Here is a 21256-nt window from a genome sequence, read left to right as displayed (position 1 = left end):
CGCGCTGCCGCAAGTGAAGCGGTCACCGGGGCCGAGATGTGTCCGGGCCTGCCCTGCCCCGGGACCGCACTGCAATCCTCGGTGACAAGAGGTAATCAGGCAATAACCCTGCGTCGCACCTCCGTCGTACTTCCGCTGAACTTTGGCGCGCGGTCGCGGGTACTCGTCACTCGCGCGGTTTCCGTTGGCAGTTCAACTCACTCGGTGTCGCTGGTCGCCGCCGCCGCCGGTGGTGGCAGGTAACTGGCGGCGACCAGCCGGGGAATCCCGTCGGTGCTCACGGGCTCTATGGCGGGGCGCCGGAAACTCAGCAGCCACACCGACCCCTTTTTGCTCGGCACATCGTCGAGCGGGACGCCGTCGTGCTCGGCCAACGTGCGGACCAGGTGCGGAATCACCTTGCCCTGACTGGAGACGACCGGTGTGCCCGCGTCAGCGGCCAGCGCGCGCAGTCGGGCGAGACCGGCATCCGGGTCGCTCCAGTAACCCTCCTCGGAGAGCAGTGGCTCGTGCGTGACGCTGACGTCCATGTCGTCAGCGATGGGCTGGACGGTTTGCACGCATCGCAGCCTTGGCGCGGAGTGCACCCGGTCAGGGCCGAACAACGGCAGCAACGTCCGAAGCGCGTCCGCTTGCTGGTTGCCCGCGGGGGTGAGCGGGCGCAGGTCGTCGTCGCCGCGCCAGTGCTCCCGCTTACCCGCCTTGGCGTGCCGGACAAGCAGCACGGTCGTCAGGTCGGTACCAAGCCGGGAGAGCTCATCGAGTGCCTCGATCTCACCCGCGTAGTCGAGTAAGGCCCGCGCGGCGGGAGGTGCGAGCCAGCGAAGCGTGTCGACTTCCTCGTTGGGTTGGAACACGCCGTCGCGCGCGCGAGCGCTGAAGTAGGTGACGGCCTTGTCCGCCACCGCACCGGATCCGGTTTGTACCTGGTAGTGGCAACGCGACAGCCGTGGTCCTAGCACACACGAGAATCCGGTCTCCTCGGCCACTTCTCGCGCCGCGGCGGCGGGCACCGTCTCGCCAGGATCGAGCTTGCCCTTCGGCAGCGACCAGTCGTCGTAGCGTGGTCGGTGGACCACCGCCACCTCGATTCCGTCACCGCCATCGGGCCCAGTGCGCCACAGCACCGCCCCCGCCGCGCGCACCGTGCGTCTCGGTGCTGTCGTTGTCGTACCCGCTCGCGCGTCGTGGTGGTCGTGATCGTGGCTGCCGTCGAAATTGCCCACGCGTGTCCTCAGCTCACCCGGTCGCTCTGTGCTTGGCCAGCAGTTCCACCTGATGATCCCTGACTTGGGTCACGTCGGCGGGAGAAGGGGTCCACTCGCCAGTGGAACTCAGCACCCAGCAGCGCGTGACCGGATCGAGCGCCGAATCGAACAGCTCGTCAAGCTGCCTGGCCAGCTTCGGGTCCTTGACACCGACGATGACTTCGATCCTGCGGTCGAGGTTACGGTGCATCATGTCGGCGCTGCCGATCCAGTACTGCCCGCTCGCCCTGAAATGGAACACTCGCGAGTGCTCGAGGAAACGGCCGAGGATGGAGCGCACCGTGATGTTGTCCGACAGGCCGGGCACGCCCGGTTTGAGCGCGCAGATCCCACGCACCACGACCTCGACCGGCACGCCCGCGCGCGACGCCTGGTAGAGCCCGTCGATGATCTGCTCGTCCACCAACGAGTTCACCTTGATCCGCACGCCAGCCCGCTGGCCATCGCGGGCACGTTCGATCTCCTCGGCGATGCAGCGCAGGATCCCGTTCCTGATGCCGCTCGGTGAGGTGAGGATGTTGCGGTAGGTGCTCTGCCGCGAGTACCCGGTGAGCACGTTGAACAGATCGGTCAGGTCAGCGCCGACGTCGTCGTCCGCGGTGAGCAGCCCGATGTCCTCGTAGAACCGCGCGGTTTTCGGGTTGTAGTTGCCGGTGCCAATGTGACAGTAGCGCCGGATGCGCTGGCCTTCCTGTCGCACGACCAGCGACGTCTTGCAGTGCGTCTTCAAACCGACCAGGCCGTAGACGACGTGCACCCCTGAGCGTTCCAGTGTGCGGGCCCAGCCGATGTTGGCCTGCTCGTCGAACCGCGCCTTGATCTCGACCAGCGCGACGACCTGCTTACCCGCCTCGGCGGCGTCGATGAGCGCGTTGACGATCGGCGAGTCACCCGATGTCCGGTACAGCGTCTGCTTGATCGCCAGCACCTTATCGTCCGACGCCGCCTGCTCGATGAACCGCTGGACGCTGGTGGAGAACGAGTCGTATGGGTGGTGCACGAGAACGTCACCCTCGCGCAGCGTCGAGAACACGCTGCGCGGTGTTTCCCGATCCGCGAACGCCGGGTGCGTCGCGGGCACGAACGGTGGGTACTTGAGTTCCTTACGGTCAACGTCAGCCAGCAGCTCAAGGCAGGTCATGTCGATCAGGCCAGGCACGGCGACGACGTCGCGGGGGTCCACTTCGAGCTCCCGCAGCAGCAGTTCGAGCATGTGGTCGCTCATGTTCTGCTCGACCTCGAGCCGCACCGGTGGACCGAACCGACGCTGCGCCAGCTCGCGTTCGAGTGCTTGCAGCAGGTCCTCGTCGCGGTCTTCCTCGACCTCGAAGTCAGCGTTGCGGGTGACGCGGAAGACGTGGTGCTCGGTGACCTCCATGCCGGTGAACAGATCGCCGAGATGTGCCGAGATCAGCTCTTCCAGCAACAGGAACGTCGCGGTCGGCTCGTCAGGGGTGGTCTCGACGCGGATCAGCCGAGGCACGTTGTTCGGTACCTTCACCCTGGCGAACCGTTCCAGCCCGCCGTCCGGATCGCGCACCGTGACCGCGAGGTTCAGTGATAGCCCCGAGATGTAGGGGAAGGGGTGTGCCGGGTCGACCGCGAGTGGCGTCAGCACGGGGAAGATCTGGTCGGTGAAGTAGTGCGACAGCCGCTCCCGCTGCCCGGTCGGCAGGTCGGCCCAGCGCACGATCCGGATGCCCTCGGAGTCCAGCGCGGGCCGCACCGACTCCTCGAACACCTTGGTCTGCCGCGAGACGAGATCCTGGTTGCGCTTGGCGATGTAGGCCAGCTGCTCGCGCGGGGAGAGACCGTCGGCGCTGCGCACCGAGAGGCCGGTCTCGTCGCGGCGCTTCAATCCCGCGACGCGCACCATGTAGAACTCGTCGAGATTGGACGCGAAGATGGCGAGAAACTTAGCGCGTTCCAGCAGCGGTTGCGAGGTGTCCTCGGCCAGCGAGAGCACCCGAGCGTTGAAGTCCTGCCAGGACAACTCACGGTTGAGGTAGCGGTCGTCCGGCAGCTCACCCGCCGCCGTCGCGGGGGTCACCGCCGGCGGGGCCGTGGGAACGGCGAGCGAATCGGCCGCGACGTAACCGTTCCCGGCTGCCGCCCGGGTACTCGGTGTGCTTTCCGCGCTGCCTGTGCTCACCTGTACCGCCCGTGTAAATCGTCCCCGCGCGTCACGCGGTTGTGGCGCCCGCTGCCTGTTCACCCCGCCGTTGTCCTGTACTTAGTCCGACCCGCGGGCCGGGCTGATCGTCCTGGTTTCACGATACCGGCTCGGCGCTGGTGCAGCTGTGACGCGCGCCGCGCAGGACCGCGGCTGTGTTACGACCGACACCCAGCGTACGCACCCGCGCCACGTCGTCGATCGTGTCCACGTCGGTGCGCAACGTCGCCGCTGGCGTGGCCAGTGGCAGCGCGCCGGAGCGCACGTGCGCGGCGGCGGAGCCGTCGCCGAAGTGGGGCTCCAAGGGGCCGCCGGACGCCGACAGCAGCAACGTCGTCCCGGTGCCCGCGTGGTCGGCGCACACCGCCCGCTTGCCATCCGCTTCGGCGATGGCAGCGGCCAAGTCATCGGATCGCAGCGCGGGCAGGTCCGCTTGCAGCGCCCCGATGACGCCATCCGGGTCCGCCCGCCGCAGCAGCGCCGCCCCGTGGCACAGGGCGGCGTTGAGATCGGCCGCGTTCCCGTCGTCGACGACGTCGGCGCCCAGCGCGCGCAGCTCGGCGACCTCGTCCGGCCTCGCCGCCGCGACCAGCACGCGGTCCACACCCGGCGTGGCCAGTGCGGCGGCGATGGTGTCGGCCGCCATCGCGAGCACCAGCCTGGCACGGTTGCGTTCATCACTCGGGAAGCAGCAGCCGAGCAACCGTGACTTTGCTAGCGTCAACGACTTGATCGGCACGACAACACTCACCGAAGGCACCACGCGGCTATCTTGCCTGACGCGCGGGGTCCTGGTGGGGGCTGGCCGTGCTGGACCGAGCACGATGAGGCGCGCGACACTGCGATACGGCAGTCAGGACGGAGGGATGCGACGGTGACCGAGCGGGAGCGAGGCGGGTTCTGGGTCGGCTTCACCGCGGCGATCTTCTACCCCTTGAGCTGGCTAGCTGGCCATCGCTACCGGCGTGCCGACCGGGTGCCCCGCAGCGGCGGAGCGTTGCTCGTGCTCAACCACGTCTCGCACTTCGACCCGGTCGTCGACGCGGTGTTCGTGCACCGGCAGCGACGGGTGCCGCGCTTCATGGCGAAGGCGAGCCTGTTCTCCGTCCCGGTGCTCCGGCGGATCCTGATCGGCTCCGGTGGCATTCCGGTATATCGGGGGACGACCAGCGCGGGCGACGCGCTCCGCGAGGCGCATCGCACGCTCCGCGAAGGCAAGCTCGTCGTGATCTACCCGGAGGGCACCATCACCAAGGACCCTGACGGCTGGATGAAGCACTCCTACACCGGCGTGGCGCGGCTCGCGCTGGAGAACGATGTCCCGGTGATCCCGATCGCGCGCTGGGGCACCAACCTCATCCTCGACGGCTACCGCAAGAAGTTCCGGCCGTTCCCTCGCAAGACCGTCGAGTTCAGCGTGGGGGAGCCGATCGACCTCTCGAAGTACCGCGCGCTCCCGCAGAGCGCGGCGACTCGGCGTGAGGTCACCGACCTGATCACCAGTGAGGTCACCGCGCTGCTCGCCGAACTGCGGGGCGAGCAGCCACCGGCGGCCGAGAGCGGATCGAAGGCCAACGATGCCTGAACCCGGCGCGCGGCAGGAGACTCAGCAGGAGATGCCGCTGCCGACCCCGCAGCGGATCACGGTGCTCGGTGCGGGCTCGTGGGGCACCACGTTCGCCAAGGTGCTCGCCGACGCGGGCAGGGATGTCACGATCTGGGCCCGCAGGACCGAGGTCGCCGAGGAGATCACCGAGAAGCGCACCAACACGTCGTACCTGCCGGATCTGGTGCTGCCGGAAGGGGTGCGCGCCACCACCGATGCGGCCACCGCGCTGGCCGATGCCGAGGCCGTCGTCCTGGCGGTGCCGAGCCAGTCGCTGCGCGCGAATCTGACGTCGTGGCTGCCGGTGTTGCCCACCGACGTGCCACTCGTCAGCCTCGCCAAGGGCGTCGAGCTCGGCACGATGAAGCGGATGAGCGAGGTGATCGTCGAGGTCACCGGCGTGTCTCCGGAACAGGTCGTTGTGGTGTCCGGGCCGAATCTCGCCGTGGAGGTCGCCGCCGAGCAGCCCGCAGCAGCCGTCGTCGCCTGTACCGACCACGACCGCGCGGTGGCCATCCAGCGCGCCATCTCGGGGCCCTACTTCCGGCCCTACACCAACGTCGACGTCGTCGGTTGCGAACTGGCAGGGGCCTGCAAGAACGTCATCGCGCTGAGCTGCGGCATGGCGGCCGGGCTTGGGTACGGGGCGAACACGGTGGCCAGCCTCATCACGCGTGGTCTCGCGGAGATGGCCCGCCTTGGCGGCAAGCTCGGCGCCGACCCCTTGACGTTCGCCGGGCTCGCCGGGGTGGGCGACCTGGTCGCTACCTGCTCATCGCCGCTGTCGCGCAACCGGACGTTCGGGGAACGGCTCGGCAAGGGAGAGACGGTCGCGCAGGCGCAGGACGCCACCGGTGGCCAGGTCGCCGAGGGCGTCAAGTCCTGCTCGTCGATCCGGGAGTTGGCGCGGGCACACGGCGTCGACATGCCACTAACCGACGCGATGCACCGCGTGTGCCACGAGGGCGTCCCGCCCCGCAAGCTGGTGGCGGAGCTGTTCGACCGGGCGAAGAAGTCCGAGTGGGGGTAGTGGCGGCGTCGCGCTGCGTCTCACTCCGTGGGCACCGGCTTGACCGGCGCTGACGCGCCTGATTGGCTAGACGCCATGACCGAGCGTGCGCTGTTCTCGCGGCCGGGGATCCCCCGTGCCGCCGCCACGCCGTGTCCGTGTCCTTGTTGTTGTCGGTGACCCGTCGCGCGTCTCTCGCGCGGCCATATCCCATCCCACCGTCGTGACCAGCAAGGACTTCTCGATGTTCGCCGTTCCTGACAACACGATCGCCGCACCGGAGAACCCCGCACTCCGGCACCCGGTGCGCGTCGCCCTCTCCTACGCCACCGACCGCGACTCCTGGCGGCACCTGCTCCGCTACGATCCCGACGAGCGGTTCGCCACGCTCATCGAGCGCACCGACGCCGACGAGATCTGGTTGCTGAGCTGGCTACCTGGCCAGCGCACCGACCTGCACGACCACGGCGACACCAGCGGTGCGTTCACCGTCGTCAGCGGCAAGCTCACCGAGGTCGTCGCGCGCGGCAGCGCGGTGGCGGAGCCGGAGTCCCGGCCCGAGGCATTGGACATCCATGAGTTGTCCGTTGGCCAGTCGCGGGTGTTCGGTCCCGGCTACGTGCACCAGGTCACCAACGTCGGCCCGGATCCAGCCGTGAGCATTCACGTCTACCGTTACGGCGGCAGGACGATGCGGCCTTACCGCGACGATCCCGAGCAGGGTCCTGTACTGGCCTGAGCCGCGCGGGCGGTGACGTGCGCGGGCACCGGTAGGTCCGTCGCGGGCTCCGGTGTGCCGAACACCTGCCGGACCGGCAGGACGCCAGCCCACACCGCGTTCGCCTCGATGTCCTCCGCGTCGTCGTTCGGGCCCTCGGCCCTGACCTTCACCGACGCCTCGTGCAACGGCAGCGCCAGCACCGACACGGCGGCGTACTCTTTCGCGTTGACCCCACGTGCGTGGTCCCACGACCCCGGCGCTAGGTGCTCGGTGACCATCCGAAGCCCGTGCAGTTTCTCCGCTCGCTCGGTGACGGGCCGGGCGCGGCCGTGCACGACGGCGCTGCGGTAGTTCATCGAGTGGTGGTTCAGGCTCCGCGCGTAGACGATGCCGTCGAGGTGTGTCACGGTAACGCAGACGTCGATGCCGTCTGCCGCCGCGCGCAGGCTGCGTGCCCCGGTCGAGCCATGCAGGTACAGCGTGTCGCCGTCGCGGCCGTATCCTGTCGGCAGGACGACGGGCGAGCCGTCGAGCACCAGCCCGAGGTGGCAGATCAGGCCAGTATCCAGCACGTCGTAGAGCGCCGCGCGGTCGAAGACGGCACGATGCTTGGTACGGCCTGGGGTGCTCCGTTCCGTCGGGGACAGTGGCGTGGAGATCGTCATGCCGCCATCCTCGCCAGCCAAGTGGCATGATGGAACGGCCAATTCTTCCGGGAATCAGAAGTCCATTTGGAGCTGGCATGGCGACCTACCCGGCGCGGAGCGGGGTGAACGCGGGAGTCGACACGGCCCTCCCGGTCGCGCTGGATCGGCGTGCCGGGGTGCCCCTGGCGGTGCAACTGGCCGACGCGCTCCGTGACGCCGCCGCCACCGGACACCTGCGCGGCGGGGACCGGCTGCCGTCCACTCGCGCGCTCGCGGGGCGGCTCGGGGTCAGCAGGACCGTGACGTCGGCGGCGTACGAGCAACTGCACGCGGAGGGCTGGATCGCGGGCAAGCACGGCTCCGGCACCTATGTCACCACCACGCCGCCCACCGGCGCGCCGCAGCGCGGCACCGTACCGGAAGACGACGCCGACGGCGATGACCTGCTCGCGCTCGTGCCCGGCGTGCCGTGGGCGGACGGTATCGAGCGCGCGGCGTGGCGCAGGGCGTGGCGGGCCGCCGCCGACACGCCGCCGTCGCAGCAGACCGAGCGGGCCGGGCTCACCGCCTACCGTGCCGCCATCGCCGAGCACCTGCTGCGGCATCGGGGCTTGATGATCGCCTCCGCCAGTGTGCTAGCGACCGCGGGCACCACGAGCGCCGTCGCGGAGCTGGCCTCGGCGTTGTTCCAGCCGGGCGACGTCGTCGCCGTGGAGGAGCCCGGCTACCAGCGCGCGGTGCAGGCGTTTCTCGCGGCGGGGCTGCGGGTGGTCGGCGTGCCGGTGGACACCGACGGCGTCGTCGTCGATGCCATTCCGGCGGGCGCTAAGGCCGTGTACTGCTCACCGGCACATCAGTACCCGATGGGAAGCAGGATGAGCGCGACGCGCCGGGTGGCACTGGTCGAGCGCGCGCGGGCCGAGGGGTTCCTCGTCATCGAAGACGACTACGACGGTGAACTGCGCTTCGACGTCGCGCCGCTGCCGCTGCTGGCGGGCCTCGCTCCGGACGTCGTCGTGCACCTGGGCACCACCAGCAAGATCCTCACGCCGACGCTCGGCGCCGGCTGGCTGGTCGCGCCACGCGGAGTGGCGGACACCGTGCTGACCTACCGCGACCGCACCGGTACCCGGCCGTCGCCCGCTGGGCAACGGGTCTTCATCGAGTTCGCTCACAGCGGTGACCTTGGTCGTCATCTGCGGCGGGTGCGCAGGGAGATGTCAGAGCGGCGACAGTTGCTGGTCGGAGCGCTGGGGGAGGCGGGCATCGAGATGGTCGGTGACGACGCGGGCGCGCACCTCGTCGTCCCGCTGCGCTCGGCCGACGACGAGCGCGCGAGACTGCGGGCGGCGCGACAACACGGCATCGTGCTCGACGGGCTCGCACGGCACTTCGCGGACAAACCGACCGCATACGGCATCGCGATTGGCTACGCCGGGTGTTCCCGTAACGAACTCCACGATGCGGTGGGTGTGCTCGTCCAGGTGCTCACACGTCAGGGGTAGGGTCGGCGGTCATGAGCGAGGCACATTCGGCACCGCACGGGCGCAAAACGAGGGTGGCGGTCGTGTTCGGCGGCCGCAGCAGTGAACACACCATTTCGTGCGTGTCGGCGGGCAGCATCCTCGCGAACCTTGACCCGGAGCGGTTCGAGGTCGTCCCGATCGGCATTACTCGGGAGGGTGGCTGGGTGCTTGGCACCAGCGACCCGAAGGCGCTCGCCATCAACGGCAGGACGTTGCCCTCGGTGGAGTCCGGCGATGAACTGGTGCTCGCGGGTGATCCGACCCGACGCGAACTTGTCCTGATCGGCTCCGGGGACGAGTTGCACACGCTCGCTGGGGTCGACGTCGTGTTTCCCGTCCTGCACGGCGCGTTCGGTGAGGACGGCACCATCCAGGGCCTGCTTGAGATGGCTGACTTACCTTACGTCGGCGCGGGGGTGCTGGCGAGCGCCGCGGCCATGGACAAGGTGTTCGCCAAGAAGCTCCTCGCCGCGGAAGGCTTGCCGGTAGGCACGTACGCGGTGCTCGACCGCGACGCCGCCACGCTTGACGAGTCCGAACGCGACCGTCTCGGACTCCCGGTGTTCGTCAAACCGGCACGAGCGGGATCGTCCATCGGCATCAGCAAGGTCACCAACTGGGCACACCTCGACGACGCGATCGCGCTGGCCCGTGAGACCGACCCGAAGGTGCTCATCGAAGCCGGGGTCGTCGGCAGGGAGGTCGAGTGCGGCGTGCTGGAGTTCCCCGACGGGCGTGTCGAGGCGTCGCTGCCCGCCGAGATCAGGGTGCTCGGCGACGACGACTCAGCCTGGTACGACTTCGAGACCAAGTACCTCGGTGACGCCGCCGAGCTGGATATTCCCGCGAAGCTGGACGACACCACCACCGATCGGCTGCGGGCGATGGCGGTGCGTGCGTTCGCCGCGCTGGACTGCGAGGGGCTGGCTCGGGTGGACTTCTTCGTCGGCGCCGACGGTGAGCTGACGATCAACGAGGTCAACACGCTGCCTGGGTTCACGACGACGTCGGCCTACCCGAAGATGTGGGAGGTCACCGGCGTCGACTACGCGACGCTACTGACGACGCTGGTCGACACGGCCCTGAGCAGGGGCACCGGCCTGCGCTGACGGGCGCTCGATCCGGCGCTACGGCCGAGGCGGCACCGCCGTCAGATCATCGTCGATGATGTTCGAGATCTCCTGCAGCGGGCCAGTGCCCGCGTCGTTGGGCACTGTCAACGCGATGTACGCCTTTCGGTCAACCGCGTACCAGGTCGTCGATCCTTGGGTGGTGATGGGCAACCACCGCACGCCGTTGACCTGCCGCAGTTTCGACGTGGCCGTGAGTTCCCCTGGTTTCGGGACCCCGCACCGCAACACCACCGGATTCACTCCGCCCCATGCGGCGGCGCCCTCCGGAGCGGGCTCGGCCAACTCTCGGCGTGGCAACTCCTCGCCGGCGGACTCCAGCGTGTCCGGCAGCGCGGCGGCCAGTGTGTCGCAGGCGGGCGCCCCCGACTTCGGCGCCGCGACCGCGGGCAAGGGCAGCGGCCCCGATGGCGCGTCCGCGTCGCCCGGCGCGTCGTCCCTGGTGGTCAAGCCAATGACGACGACTGCGGCCACCAGCCCGAGGCCGAGCACGGTGGCGACGATGATCAGCGGGCGGGACGGGGCGGCAGCGTCCGGGGTATCGGGTTCAGACACGGCGTTACGAGATCACAGCCTCAGAGGTGCACCACGGGGCAGGTCAGGGTGCGTGTGATTCCGCTGACGTTCTGCACCTTCGCGACAACCAACTGCCCGAGTTCGTCGACGTTTTCCGCCTCGGCCCGCACGATGACGTCATACGGGCCGGTCACGTCCTCTGAGCTGGCCACACCGGGGATCTCGGCGATCTCGGCCGCGACCGAGGCGGCCTTGCCGACTTCGGTCTGAATCAGGATGTATGCGTTGACCACGGCGCGCCCTTTCGTCTGCGTCGGTCGGTTCAGTGTCCAATGTAGTGAGGCAGGATGGACGTGGATCGCCCAACCTACCGCAGCCATCGATGGCTGGCAGCGCCATGCCATCAGGAGCCATCAGGAGCCGCTCGTCAGCCGTGAGCGTCCGGCTGTCGCAAGTATCCAACCCCGAGACTCTGGAGGTCAGCGTGCCGTCGCAACAGGGACCGACCGAAGGCACCGTCGCGGAGATCGGTGAGTTCGGCTTGATCGACTCCGTGACGAGGCATCGCAGCCAGCCGGAGCACACGTTGCTTGGTCCCGGAGACGACGCCGCGCTCGTGGCCGCCCCGGATGGCAAGGTCGTCGCAAGTACCGACATGCTGGTGCAGAACGTGCATTTCCGGCTCGACTGGTCCAGTCCCGCGCAGGTCGGCAGGAAGGCGGTCGCGGTGAACCTCGCCGATGTCGCTGCCATGGGCGCGATGCCGACGGCAGTACTCGTCGGGCTCGCCTGCCCCGGCGCGACACGCACCGAGCAGATTACCGAACTGGCCGACGGCATGTGGGAGGAAGCTGAACGCGCCGGGGTCGGCCTCGTCGGCGGGGATGTCGTCGCGGCCGATCAGATCGTCATCAGCGTGACGGCGCTGGGCGACCTGCGTGGCGTCACGGCGGTGCGGCGTTCGGGCGCACGGCCGGGCGAGGTCGTCGCGATCAACGGCAGGCTCGGCTGGTCCGCTGCGGGGCTCGCCGTGCTGGGCAGGGGTTTCCGCTCGCCGGTCAGCGTGGTCAACGCGCACCGTTACCCCGAGCCGCCGTACGCGGCGGGGCCCGAGGCAGCGGCGGCAGGGGCCACGGCCATGATCGACATCTCCGACGGGCTGCTCGCCGACCTCGGCCACGTCGCCACGGCGTCCGGCGTGGGTATCGACGTCGACTCCAACGCCCTTCCAGTGGATCAGAAACTCATCGAGGTGGCGTCCGCGCTGGGAGCGGAACCGCTGCGGTGGGTGCTCACTGGCGGCGAGGATCACGCCCTGGCCGCGACGTTCCCCAGCGCGCGGGAGGTGCCGCCAGGTTGGCGGCGCATCGGCGTCGTCGCGGCGGCAGCCGACAGGGGTGTCGGGGTGACGGTTGACGGCAAGCCGTACGAGCCGGAGCAGGGCTGGCAGCACTGGCGCGGGTGAGCGCTGCGTCTCACCGGTGAAAAATCGGGCGAGCTCGCGGCGGGCGCTGACGTAGGCTCGCGCGCGTGGAGTTCGCACCAGTTCCCTATGACCACCCCGACTCGACCAAGCTGATCGTCGAGGTGCAGCGAGAGTACGTCGTCCGGTATGGCTACGAGGACGTCACGCCGGTCGATCCGGACGACTTCGCGCCGCCGCGCGGCCGGTTCTTCGTCGGCTACCTCGACGGCACGCCGGTCGCCTGCGGCGGCTGGCGCTGCCAGGACGGCCCCGAACCGGAGTACACGCCGGGCGATGCCGAGATCAAGCGGATGTACGTCGCCGAGTCGGTGCGCGGCAACGGCTACTCGCGTGCGTTGCTCGAGGTCATCGAACAGAGCGCCCGCGATACGGGCAGGAAGCGGATGATCCTGGAGACCGGCACCGAGCAGCCCGAGGCGATGTCGCTGTACGAGTCGTCCGGGTACCACGCCATTCCCCGGTTCGGCGTCTACCGCGAGGACCCCGCCAGCCGGTGCTACGCGAAGGCGCTGCCGCAGTCGGCGTGACGGCGCGCTAGGAGGCGGGGACGTAGAAAAATCCCCGTCCGCGGCGTTGTGCGCGACCCGACGCGAGGACGCCATCGCGCTCGAGGTCGTCCAACGCGGTGCGAGCTGTGTTCGCAGACGATCCCAGCAGCGAGGCGGCTTCAGTGGATGAGATCCGACCCCGTTCGCGCGCATAGCCTGCGAGCAGTTGGTCGCGCGACGGTCCGAGGCGTCGGCGGGATGCATCGAGCCGGGCACGCACGTCATTGGAGAGCTGCCACGCGGCATCGTAGGGATCCTTGTCGGCATGCGGGTCGCCGTCCACCTCCACGAAGAGTTGCTTCCCATCGTCTTCGACCGTCACCTGCGTGAGCCGTTCGATAACGTCCGTCGTCTCGGCGCGTGAACGTTGCATCGCAGCCGCCGCCGTTGGTCCCGATATCCAGCCTCGGCGCGCGGTGGCGTCCAACACGAGCAGGAAATCCAGATCGTCGCAAGCATTTGCGGGCCACATGCGCGCTCGCAGTTCTAGCCATGCGTGGTCCGGCTCGCCACCGAGAAGTGTGGTGCGCACCGATGGTCCGGGAAGCTGTTCGATGACTGGTGCGGGAAGACCGAGAGCGAGCATGTCACGGTGCATGCGGTCGACGCCGATCCCCTGACGCTCGGCGATTCGCAGTTTTGCCATCGTCTGCGCGAGCCGTGGGTATCGCGGAACAGAAGGATGCGTGATGATGTTGTCCGGCCCGACACCGCCGATGAACCCACCGGGGGAGGTCACCGTATATCGGTCCCCAACGTGCTCGATCTCTGTCGCCGTAGGTGACTGCCAGTCCCGGTGCGTGATGCCGTTGACCACGGCCTCACGTGCGGCGAGGTCAGGAATCCGGTATGTCTGGCCGCGCACCCAGCGCACGTCGAGTTCGACTCGCGGGTTGTGCAGCCTGACCGCATCGATGACCTGTGCGAACTGCTCCAGTACCGACCGGCCAGAACGGTGAATTCGGGTGACCGCGTCCCCGCCAGCAACTTTCCGGCGGCGATAGTCGATCACGGCGGGTCCGGAGCACAGCAGCAGCGCCCCCGCGTTGGTCAGTGCGCCGGAGCCATCGCACAGGTTGAGTCGACGGACCAGGTCCTGATCAGACGCTGCGGCAAGGTCCGCGGCGGCGGCCTCGCCGGATGCGTGCAGGAAGTCGCGCGCGACCTCCAGCGCGGCAGCGCGAACATCGGCGAGCGTGCGCGTGGACGGCTGCGCGGACCAGTCGTAGCCCATGCGAATCTGATGTGTGCCGGCCCAGGTCGCGGCGTCGATCTCGACGCAGTTCTTGCCGACGCGGTGACGGATCTTGCCGCGGAACCGGATCGGCTCCAATGCTGCGGGCGCGACTATCTCCAGCACCCGTTCGCCTCGCAGCGGCAGCGCGGCAGCCGTCACGGTGAGTTTGCGATCGGTCAGCTCGTAGATCCGATGTCGCAGCCAATCCACATCGAGCTGCGTGCCAATGACCGTGCCGTCGTCGGCGACGCCGAGCACAACAGCGCCCCCACCGGAGTTCGCCAGACACGCGAGCTCTCCTGCGAGGTAGCTCGCGGCTGCCTCATTGGTCGTGGTAGCGGGTAGAACTTCCTTACGGCCTCCTCGACGCCGGGGCTCTTCCTTCATGTCGACGAGTTCGGACTCGATTGCGTCGGCTGGCATGCCCGACGACAGGGCGTCGAGCACCCGGTTCAGTTCCAACCGGACAGGCGGTGGACCGGTGAAATGTTCAGTCATCGCGACACCCCGCTCGCTGTTGCGCTTTTCTTGCCTAAAATTGTAAGTGTTCGTCGGCGACATCGGAGTCATGCGCTTTTTGGCGTGTCGAGAGCCTGACCCAGGTGGCCTGACGGCGTGAAGGCGCGGCGGTACACACCTGAGGTTGTTGATCAACTCCGCGAGCGTGCAGTGACAGCGCCGTTCGCCGCGCTGGACGCAGTGAAGGCGCTGTACACCCCACGCCGATGCATGGCCGCGAATCGGGCGCGCTAGGCTCAGGCGGCATGGCAGCACGGCCCCTCGAAGAGATCGTTGAAGCAGGCTGGGCGAAGGCCCTGGAGCCGGTCGCGCCCAATATCGCGCGGATGGGGGAGTTCCTCCGCGCGGAGATAGCGGCGGGACGTACGTACCTGCCATCGGGGGACAACGTGCTGCGGGCATTCAAGCAGCCGTTCCACGACGTCAGGGTGTTGATCGTTGGCCAGGACCCTTACCCGACGCCGGGACACCCGATCGGGCTGTGCTTCGCGGTCGCCCCCGACGTACGTCCGCTGCCGAAAAGCCTGGTCAACATCTTTAAGGAGTACTCGGACGACCTCGGTCATCCGCTACCGTCCAACGGCGACCTGACGCCGTGGACCGAGCAGGGTGTGTTGTTGCTGAACCGAGCGCTGAGCGTGCAGCCGGGCAAGCCGAACTCGCATCAGGGCAAGGGCTGGGAGGAGATCACCGAGCAGGCCATTCGCGCTCTCGCGGCGCGGGACGAGCCGCTGGTCGCGATCCTGTGGGGCAGTAACGCGCGCAAGCTCAAGCCGTTGATCGGAGCGGAGCGGTGCATCGAATCGGTGCACCCCAGCCCGTTGTCCGCGCATAACGGCTTCTTCGGCTCCCGGCCGTTCAGCCGCGCCAACGAGCTGCTGGAACAGCAGGGCGCGGCCCCCATCGACTGGAAGCTGCCCTAGCGGCAGCGCCCCACACACGCGAAGCCCCGGCACGACGAGGTCGCGCCGGGGCTTCGTCAGTTCGCGCTCTCGCGCCGCGTGTCAGACCGCGGTGCGGCTCACACGGGTCACCTTGCCCGCCTTGAGGCACGAGGTGCAGACGTTCATGCGCTTCTTGCCGGAAGCACCGATCTTGGCGTGAACAGTCTGAATGTTGGGGTTCCACCGGCGGTTGTGGCGCCGGTGGGAGTGCGAGACCGACTTGCCGAAGCCCGGCCCCTTACCGCAGACGTCGCACACGGCAGCCACGTCGAACACTCCTTAGATCAGGGAAAGAAATGTGCAGGCCCGAAACGCATCGGGCGACTCGGATAGGGTAGCCGGTGCGATCTCGCTGGGCGCATCCGGGTCGATAGGCTGCGTCTTCGCAGGGTGTCAGACGTTCACTCTGCGCAGGTAGAGCGGTAGGTTGTGGCGCTTCCGGCGTGGCACGGGCACGCTGTGTGAGTGCTTCGCGGGCGCGGCAGGTACGGAAGGCACACAGTGGCGACTCAGGTAGAGGTTCCGAGGTAGATATGCGGGCTGTTGACGCGGCTGCCGTGCGGGCGTGGGCGACGTCGTGTGTCACCGTGCTCGACGCGCTGCGCGCCGATATCGACCGGATCAACGTGTACCCGGTGGCGGACTCCGACACTGGCTCCAACCTTCTCTACACCGTCACCGGTGCGCGGGACGCCCTTACCCGGTACGAATCGGGCAATCCGGATGACGGCGCGGGCGCGGCGCTGGCGGTGTTCGCGCGAGGTGCCGTGCGCGCGGCGCGCGGCAACTCCGGCGTGATCCTGTCCCAGCTGCTGCGGGGCATCGCGGAGTCCGTCGGCGATGCCGTCGTCGTCGACGCGCCCGGGCTCGTGGCGGCGCTCGCGCGCGCGGAGCGTACCGCTACGGCCGCTGTCGCTCGGCCCGTCGACGGGACGATGCTCACCGTGCTCGCCGCGGCCGCACGAGGTGCGCGGGACGCCAGGGGAGAGGACGTCGGAGACGTCGCTGAGGCGGCGGCCGACGCGGCTGCCGCCGCGCTGGCCGAGACACCACACCAGCTCGCCGCGCTCGCGGACGCGGGAGTCGTCGACGCTGGCGGACGTGGCGTGCTAGCCGTGCTGGATGAACTCGCCGGGGTCGTCGCGGGCAGACCAGCCAGGAATCGACCCGAGTTCGCGGGCGGCGACGACCCGGTCCCGTCGCAGGGAAAACTCACGGAGAGCTCGCAGCCGTGGGAGGTCATGTACCTTCTCGACGGCATGTCCGACCTTGCCCTGCCCGAGTTGCGCGACCGGCTCAGCGCACTGGGCGATTGCGTCACCATCGCGGGTGATGGCGCTGGCAGCCACGCTGTCCATGTGCACTGCGCGGACATCGGTGCCGCGATCGAGGCGGGACTGGACGTCGGTAGACCTCGCGACGTGCGCGTGGAGTCGTTGGCGGTGGCGGGTGGCTCGCTGCTCGGCGGCAGGGCGGTGCTCGCCGTCGTCCACGGCCGTGAACTGGGGGAGCTGTGCCGCCAGGAGGGGGTTACCGCGCTCGCCTGTGACACCCGCGACCCGTTGAGCATCGACCGCGTCATGCGCGCCGTCACCGAGCTGCGCGCGTCGCACGTCGTGGTGCTGCCCGCGGGCGCTGAGACGACCAGCGTCGTCGAGGCCGCGACCGAACGTGCGGTGACAGCGGGCAAGGACGTCGTCGTCATCCCGTGCTCGTCCCCGGTGCAGGTGCTGGCCGCGATCGCGGTGCACGACGTCGAGCGCAGGGCCGCGGACGACGTCGTGGCGATGGCTGAGGCCGCCGCTGCCACCCGGAGGGGTGAACTGCTGGTCGCCGCCGAGGACGCGATGACCTGGGTGGGCCGGGTGAACGCGGGTGACCTTGTCGGGTTCGTCGACGACGAGGTGGTGCTGATCGAGCCGGAAGTGTCGGCGTCGTCGGCTACCGTGGTCGCGGACGCGGCGATGAGCGTGGTCGAGCGGATGTTGAGCGCGGGTGGCGAACTCGTCACCCTGCTGCTCGGCGCAAGGGCGCCGGAGGGGATCGACGCCGCCGTCGCCGAACGGCTCGCGCGAGCGCATCCCGAGGTCGAATTCGCCGCGTACCAGGGTGGACAGACCGAGTCGATGCTGACGTTCGGAGTGGAGTAGTAACCGTGGCCACGCTGCGCGACGATCTCAAGTCGCTGATCGGCACCCGATCGGCGAACCTGCTCGCCAACAAGATGGAGATCACCACCGTCGGCGAGCTGCTGCGCCATTACCCGCGTCGCTATTCCGATCGCGGTGCGCTGACCGAGATCGCGGGGCTGGAGCAGGGCGAGCACGTCACCGTCATGGCGCGCGTGGTCAACGCCAACCTCCGCAGGATGCGCAGCCGCAAGGGCAGCATCCTCGAAGTCACCATTACCGACGGCACCAAACAGCTCCGCCTCGCCTTTTTCAACAAGGCCCAGTTCCACGCCCAGCGCCTGAAGCCGGGCAAAACCGGTCTGTTCGCTGGCAAGGTGTCCGAGTACCGGCGCGTGCTCCAACTCGCGCACCCGGAGTACGAACTGCTGGACGACATGAGCGCGTCATCAGTCGATGACTTCGTCGGCGAGATCATCCCGGTCTATCCCGCCGCGGAAGGCATGCAGTCCTGGGTGATCGCCCGCTGCGTGCGGCAGGTGCTCGACATGGTCGAGATCGACGACGACCCGATGCCGCCCGAACTGCTCGCCGCGCGCGGGCTCGCCAGCCTAGACACCGCGCTGCGCATGATTCATCGGCCGCCGAACCTCGAGTCGATCGACGTCGCGAAAGAACGCCTCAAGTGGGACGAGGCGATGGCGATCCAGCTGATCTTCGCCGAGCGTCGAATGTCGGCGGTATCGCGGCCCGCGCCGGCATGCCCGCCGGTATCCGGCGGGTTGCGGGAGGCGTTCGACGAGCGGCTGCCGTTCGCGCTCACCGATGGTCAGCGGGAGGTCGGCGCGGACATCGCGGCCGACCTCGCGAAGGACCATCCGATGAACCGGCTGTTGCAGGGCGAGGTCGGCAGTGGGAAGACCGTCGTCGCGTTACGGGCGATGGCGCAGGTCATCGACGCGGGCAAGCAAGCGGCAATGCTCGCGCCCACCGAAGTGCTCGCCGCCCAGCACGCCCGCTCGCTACGGGACCTGCTTGGTGACCTTGGTTGCGCCGGGGAGCTGGGCGCGGCCGAGGGAGCGACGCGGGTCGCGCTGCTCACCGGGTCGATGTCGGCGAAGCAGCGTAGGCAGGCACTGTTGGACACGGCGAGCGGCGCTGCGGGCATCGTCGTCGGTACCCACGCGCTGATCCAGGACACGGTGTCCTTCGCTGATCTCGGTTTGGTCGTCGTGGACGAACAGCACCGGTTCGGCGTCGAGCAGCGGGACGCGCTCCGGTCACGTGGCGCGGACTTCACCAGCCCGCACGTGCTGGTCATGACGGCGACGCCGATTCCGCGCACCGTGGCGATGACCGTCTACGGCGACCTGGAGATCTCCGCGCTGCGGGAGCTGCCAGCTGGCCGATCCCCGATCAAGACGAGCGTGGTGCCAGCCGCGGAGAAGCCGACGTGGCTGGATCGAACCTGGGAGCGCATCGTGGAGGAGGTGCGTAAGGGTCACCAAGCGTACGTCGTCTGCCCGAGGATCGGTGACGAGCCACCGGCTACCAACGGCGAGGGCAGGCCCGCCATCTCTGTGTTGGACATGGCCGCCGAGCTGGAGAACGGTCCGCTGTCCGAGCTGCGCATTGGGGTGCTGCACGGCAAGCTGGCCGCCGACGAGAAGGACGCCGTGATGCGCGCGTTCGCGGCGGGCAAGATCGACGTCCTCGTCGCGACCACGGTGATCGAGGTCGGCGTGAACGTCCCGAACGCGACCGCGATGGTGATCATGGACGCCGAGCGGTTCGGGCTGTCCCAGTTGCACCAGTTGCGCGGCCGGGTCGGCCGGGGCGACGTGCCTGGCCTGTGCCTGCTGGTCACCGAGACGCTGGAGGGCACGGCGGCGCGAGAGCGGCTGGCCGCCGTCGAGTCGACGCTGGACGGTTTCGAGCTGTCCCGCAAGGATCTGGAACTACGCCGGGAGGGTGACATTCTCGGCGCGGCGCAGTCTGGCAGTCGCTCTGGTCTCAAGCTGTTGTCGTTGCTTGCTGACGAGGACATGATCGCCGACGCGCGGGAGGCGGCGCTGCGGATCGTCGCGGACGACCCGTCCCTCGGCAGGCACCTCGGCCTCGCGCACCTGGTCACCGACTTGATCGACCCGGATAGGGCGGACTACTTGGAGAAGACCTGACGCGCCCAGCGCCTCAGGCGAGGAACCCGCGCAGCAGCGACGCGGTGCCAGCGGCGTGCTCGGCCATCGCCTGCCGCGCGGCCTCCTGGTCACCGGCGATGATCGCCTCGACGACGGCGGCGTGCTGCTGATTGGAGTGCTCGATGTTGCGGGTCAGCAGCGGGATGGCGTCGAGCAGTTCGTTGAGCCGCATCCGCGCGTCGGCGACGGCGGCCGTCAGCGAGGAGGAGCCGCTGAGCTCGGCGATGGCGAGGTGGAACCGGGAGTCGAGCCGCCGGTAGCTGTCCAGTGTCGCCCCGCGGCACTCGTCGAGCCTGCGCCGCAGGTAGTCCCGCTCCGCGTCGGACAGCTCGCGCGCCGCGGCCGCCTCCGCCGCGCCCACCTCGAGGACGTAGCGCAGGGTGAGGGCGTCGTCCAGCCCGTCGCCCAGCTGCCTCGCCATCCGCTTGAGGTCGCGCTTGCGGGGCCGGGGCGGCGTCCGGCTAACGAATGTGCCGCCGTAGCGGCCCCGGCGTGACTCCACGTAGCCGGCTTGCGCCAGCGCGCGGATCGCCTCCCGCAGCGTGACCCTGCTGACGTTGAACCGGGCGGCGAGCTCACGCTCGGCAGGTAGCCGTTCGCCCGGGTCGACCACGCCGAGCCGGATCGTCTGTAGCAGCCGCTCAACGGTCTCCTCGAAGGCGTTGCCCGCCCTGACCGGTCGGAACAGCGCATCGACGGTGCCTGCCGACTCGAGCGGCGTCGCCTCTTGACTGCTCGCCACGACGGCCTCCGGCCTTCGTCAATGGTTAATGGTCCGACATCACGATATTACGGATGGTGGCCGGACCGCCGGACGAGCCATGCCTACAGCGGGGTGACGTATGCGCTGGAGATGCCGCCGTCGACAAGGAACGTGGACGCGGTGATGAACGAGGCGTCGTCGCTGGCCAGGAACGCCACCGCGGCGGCGATCTCCTCCGGCTCGGCGAACCGGCCCATCGGCACGTGCACCAGGCGGCGCTCCGCCTTCTCCGGGTCCTTGGCGAACAGCTCCTTCAGCAAGGGGGTATTGACCGGGCCGGGACACAGCGCGTTGACGCGGATGCCCTCGCGTGCGAACTGCACACCCAGCTCCCGCGACATCGACAGCACGCCGCCCTTCGACGCGGTGTAGGAGACCTGCGACGTCGCCGCGCCCATCACCGCCACGAACGACGCGGTGTTGATGATCGATCCCCTGCCCTGTCGCCGCATGTACGGGATCACCGCCTTGCAGCACAGGTACACCGAGGTGAGGTTGACGTCTTGCACCCGCCGCCACGCGTCGAGGTCGGTGTCGAGGATCGAGTCGTCGTCCGGCGGCGAGATGCCCGCGTTGTTGAAGGCGATGTCGATCGCGCCGTGGGCATCGTCCGCCGCGGCGAGCAGGTTCGCCACGTCGGACTCGCTGGTGACGTCGGTCGGCACGAACAGTCCGCCCACCTCGTCGGCGGCGGCCTTGCCCGGGTCCGCGTCGACGTCGCCGATCACGATCTTCGCGCCGTCCGAGGCGAGCCTGCGCACGGCGGCAAGGCCGATACCGCTCGCGCCGCCGGTCACCACGGCCACCCTGCCGTCGAGTCGCTGGGTCATGGG

20 protein-coding genes are annotated in these 21256 nt (G+C 68.9%); 10 read left to right on the top strand and 10 right to left on the bottom strand.

The features are described 5' to 3' along the window. Window positions 1–197 precede the first annotated feature (197 nt). The 3 genes from ACFQGD_RS22480 to cofC all read right to left on the bottom strand — a co-directional run bounded on the left by ACFQGD_RS22480 (window position 198) and on the right by cofC (window position 4192). Window positions 198–1145, bottom strand: a complete 948-nt coding sequence (locus tag ACFQGD_RS22480) for an NUDIX hydrolase (protein WP_345404070.1) — start codon at window positions 1143–1145, stop codon at window positions 198–200. Between the two features lie 94 nt (window positions 1146–1239). Then, the gene (locus ACFQGD_RS22475) at window positions 1240–3420 is read right to left on the bottom strand and encodes an RNA degradosome polyphosphate kinase (RefSeq protein WP_345403999.1); all 2181 of its coding nucleotides are present in this window, start codon (window positions 3418–3420) and stop codon (window positions 1240–1242) included. A 118-nt stretch (window positions 3421–3538) separates the two neighbouring features. Beyond that, window positions 3539–4192, bottom strand: coding sequence for a 2-phospho-L-lactate guanylyltransferase (cofC, locus tag ACFQGD_RS22470; protein ID WP_345403996.1), 654 nt, complete (start codon window positions 4190–4192; stop codon window positions 3539–3541). A 123-nt stretch (window positions 4193–4315) separates the two neighbouring features. Here cofC and ACFQGD_RS22465 point away from each other — a divergent pair, with 123 nt between their 5' ends. From ACFQGD_RS22465 to ACFQGD_RS22455, 3 genes are all read left to right on the top strand, one after another. Then, window positions 4316–5026, top strand: coding sequence for a lysophospholipid acyltransferase family protein (locus ACFQGD_RS22465; protein ID WP_345403993.1), 711 nt, complete (start codon window positions 4316–4318; stop codon window positions 5024–5026). Next, window positions 5019–6077, top strand: coding sequence for an NAD(P)H-dependent glycerol-3-phosphate dehydrogenase (locus tag ACFQGD_RS22460; RefSeq protein ID WP_345403990.1), 1059 nt, complete (start codon window positions 5019–5021; stop codon window positions 6075–6077). The genes ACFQGD_RS22465 and ACFQGD_RS22460 overlap by 8 nt, the downstream gene beginning before the upstream one ends. A gap of 223 nt (window positions 6078–6300) precedes the next feature. Continuing rightward, on the top strand, window positions 6301–6795 hold the full coding sequence (locus ACFQGD_RS22455) for a cysteine dioxygenase (protein ID WP_345404067.1): 495 nt from the start codon (window positions 6301–6303) through the stop codon (window positions 6793–6795). Here ACFQGD_RS22455 and ACFQGD_RS22450 read toward each other — a convergent pair. After that, window positions 6756–7442 (bottom strand): pyridoxamine 5'-phosphate oxidase family protein, encoded by a 687-nt coding sequence (locus ACFQGD_RS22450; protein ID WP_345403987.1) that lies wholly within the window; start codon window positions 7440–7442, stop codon window positions 6756–6758. The genes ACFQGD_RS22455 and ACFQGD_RS22450 overlap by 40 nt on opposite strands. A gap of 77 nt (window positions 7443–7519) precedes the next feature. Here ACFQGD_RS22450 and pdxR point away from each other — a divergent pair, with 77 nt between their 5' ends. Then, window positions 7520–8929, top strand: coding sequence for a MocR-like pyridoxine biosynthesis transcription factor PdxR (gene pdxR, locus ACFQGD_RS22445; protein ID WP_345403985.1), 1410 nt, complete (start codon window positions 7520–7522; stop codon window positions 8927–8929). An 11-nt stretch (window positions 8930–8940) separates the two neighbouring features. After that, on the top strand, window positions 8941–10059 hold the full coding sequence (locus tag ACFQGD_RS22440) for a D-alanine--D-alanine ligase family protein (RefSeq protein ID WP_345403982.1): 1119 nt from the start codon (window positions 8941–8943) through the stop codon (window positions 10057–10059). An 18-nt stretch (window positions 10060–10077) separates the two neighbouring features. On the opposite strand, the gene ACFQGD_RS22435 is transcribed toward ACFQGD_RS22440, so the two are convergent. Both ACFQGD_RS22435 and ACFQGD_RS22430 read right to left on the bottom strand, forming a co-directional pair. Next, complete coding sequence (locus tag ACFQGD_RS22435) at window positions 10078–10635, bottom strand: DUF3515 domain-containing protein (RefSeq protein ID WP_345403979.1); 558 nt, start codon at window positions 10633–10635, stop codon at window positions 10078–10080. A gap of 20 nt (window positions 10636–10655) precedes the next feature. Continuing rightward, window positions 10656–10889 carry an Lrp/AsnC family transcriptional regulator gene (locus ACFQGD_RS22430; RefSeq protein ID WP_345403976.1) on the bottom strand — a complete coding sequence of 78 codons (234 nt, stop codon included), beginning with the start codon at window positions 10887–10889 and terminating at the stop codon, window positions 10656–10658. Between the two features lie 191 nt (window positions 10890–11080). On the opposite strand from ACFQGD_RS22430, the gene ACFQGD_RS22425 reads away from it, so the two are divergent. Both ACFQGD_RS22425 and ACFQGD_RS22420 read left to right on the top strand, forming a co-directional pair. Beyond that, the gene (locus ACFQGD_RS22425; protein WP_345403973.1) at window positions 11081–12061 is read left to right on the top strand and encodes a thiamine-phosphate kinase; all 981 of its coding nucleotides are present in this window, start codon (window positions 11081–11083) and stop codon (window positions 12059–12061) included. Between the two features lie 65 nt (window positions 12062–12126). Further along, a complete protein-coding gene (locus ACFQGD_RS22420) occupies window positions 12127–12609 on the top strand; it encodes a GNAT family N-acetyltransferase (RefSeq protein ID WP_345403970.1) in 483 nt (160 codons plus the stop codon). A gap of 7 nt (window positions 12610–12616) precedes the next feature. Here ACFQGD_RS22420 and ACFQGD_RS22415 read toward each other — a convergent pair whose 3' ends face one another. Further along, window positions 12617–14365, bottom strand: a complete 1749-nt coding sequence (locus tag ACFQGD_RS22415; RefSeq protein WP_345403967.1) for an ATP-binding protein — start codon at window positions 14363–14365, stop codon at window positions 12617–12619. Between the two features lie 266 nt (window positions 14366–14631). On the opposite strand from ACFQGD_RS22415, the gene ACFQGD_RS22410 reads away from it, so the two are divergent. Continuing rightward, window positions 14632–15309, top strand: a complete 678-nt coding sequence (locus ACFQGD_RS22410) for a uracil-DNA glycosylase (RefSeq protein ID WP_345403964.1) — start codon at window positions 14632–14634, stop codon at window positions 15307–15309. An 81-nt stretch (window positions 15310–15390) separates the two neighbouring features. On the opposite strand, the gene rpmB is transcribed toward ACFQGD_RS22410, so the two are convergent. Further along, on the bottom strand, window positions 15391–15597 hold the full coding sequence (gene rpmB / locus ACFQGD_RS22405; RefSeq protein WP_345403961.1) for a 50S ribosomal protein L28: 207 nt from the start codon (window positions 15595–15597) through the stop codon (window positions 15391–15393). A gap of 266 nt (window positions 15598–15863) precedes the next feature. Between rpmB and ACFQGD_RS22400 the strand changes: the two genes are divergently transcribed. Then, window positions 15864–17480 carry a DAK2 domain-containing protein gene (locus tag ACFQGD_RS22400; protein WP_345403958.1) on the top strand — a complete coding sequence of 539 codons (1617 nt, stop codon included), beginning with the start codon at window positions 15864–15866 and terminating at the stop codon, window positions 17478–17480. Between the two features lie 5 nt (window positions 17481–17485). Next, window positions 17486–19639 carry an ATP-dependent DNA helicase RecG gene (gene recG, locus ACFQGD_RS22395; protein WP_345403955.1) on the top strand — a complete coding sequence of 718 codons (2154 nt, stop codon included), beginning with the start codon at window positions 17486–17488 and terminating at the stop codon, window positions 19637–19639. 13 nt (window positions 19640–19652) lie between these two features. On the opposite strand, the gene ACFQGD_RS22390 is transcribed toward recG, so the two are convergent. Then, window positions 19653–20402, bottom strand: a complete 750-nt coding sequence (locus ACFQGD_RS22390) for a FadR/GntR family transcriptional regulator (RefSeq protein WP_345403952.1) — start codon at window positions 20400–20402, stop codon at window positions 19653–19655. 83 nt (window positions 20403–20485) lie between these two features. Further along, on the bottom strand, window positions 20486–21253 hold the full coding sequence (locus ACFQGD_RS22385) for a 3-oxoacyl-ACP reductase (RefSeq protein WP_345403949.1): 768 nt from the start codon (window positions 21251–21253) through the stop codon (window positions 20486–20488). Window positions 21254–21256 lie beyond the last annotated feature (3 nt).

This window comes from Haloechinothrix salitolerans, from assembly GCF_042662605.1.
Taxonomy (GTDB): domain Bacteria; phylum Actinomycetota; class Actinomycetes; order Mycobacteriales; family Pseudonocardiaceae; genus Haloechinothrix_A; species Haloechinothrix_A salitolerans.
The sequence above is the reverse complement of the archived record's forward strand: the minus strand, read 5'-3'. Positions and strand labels throughout refer to the sequence as shown.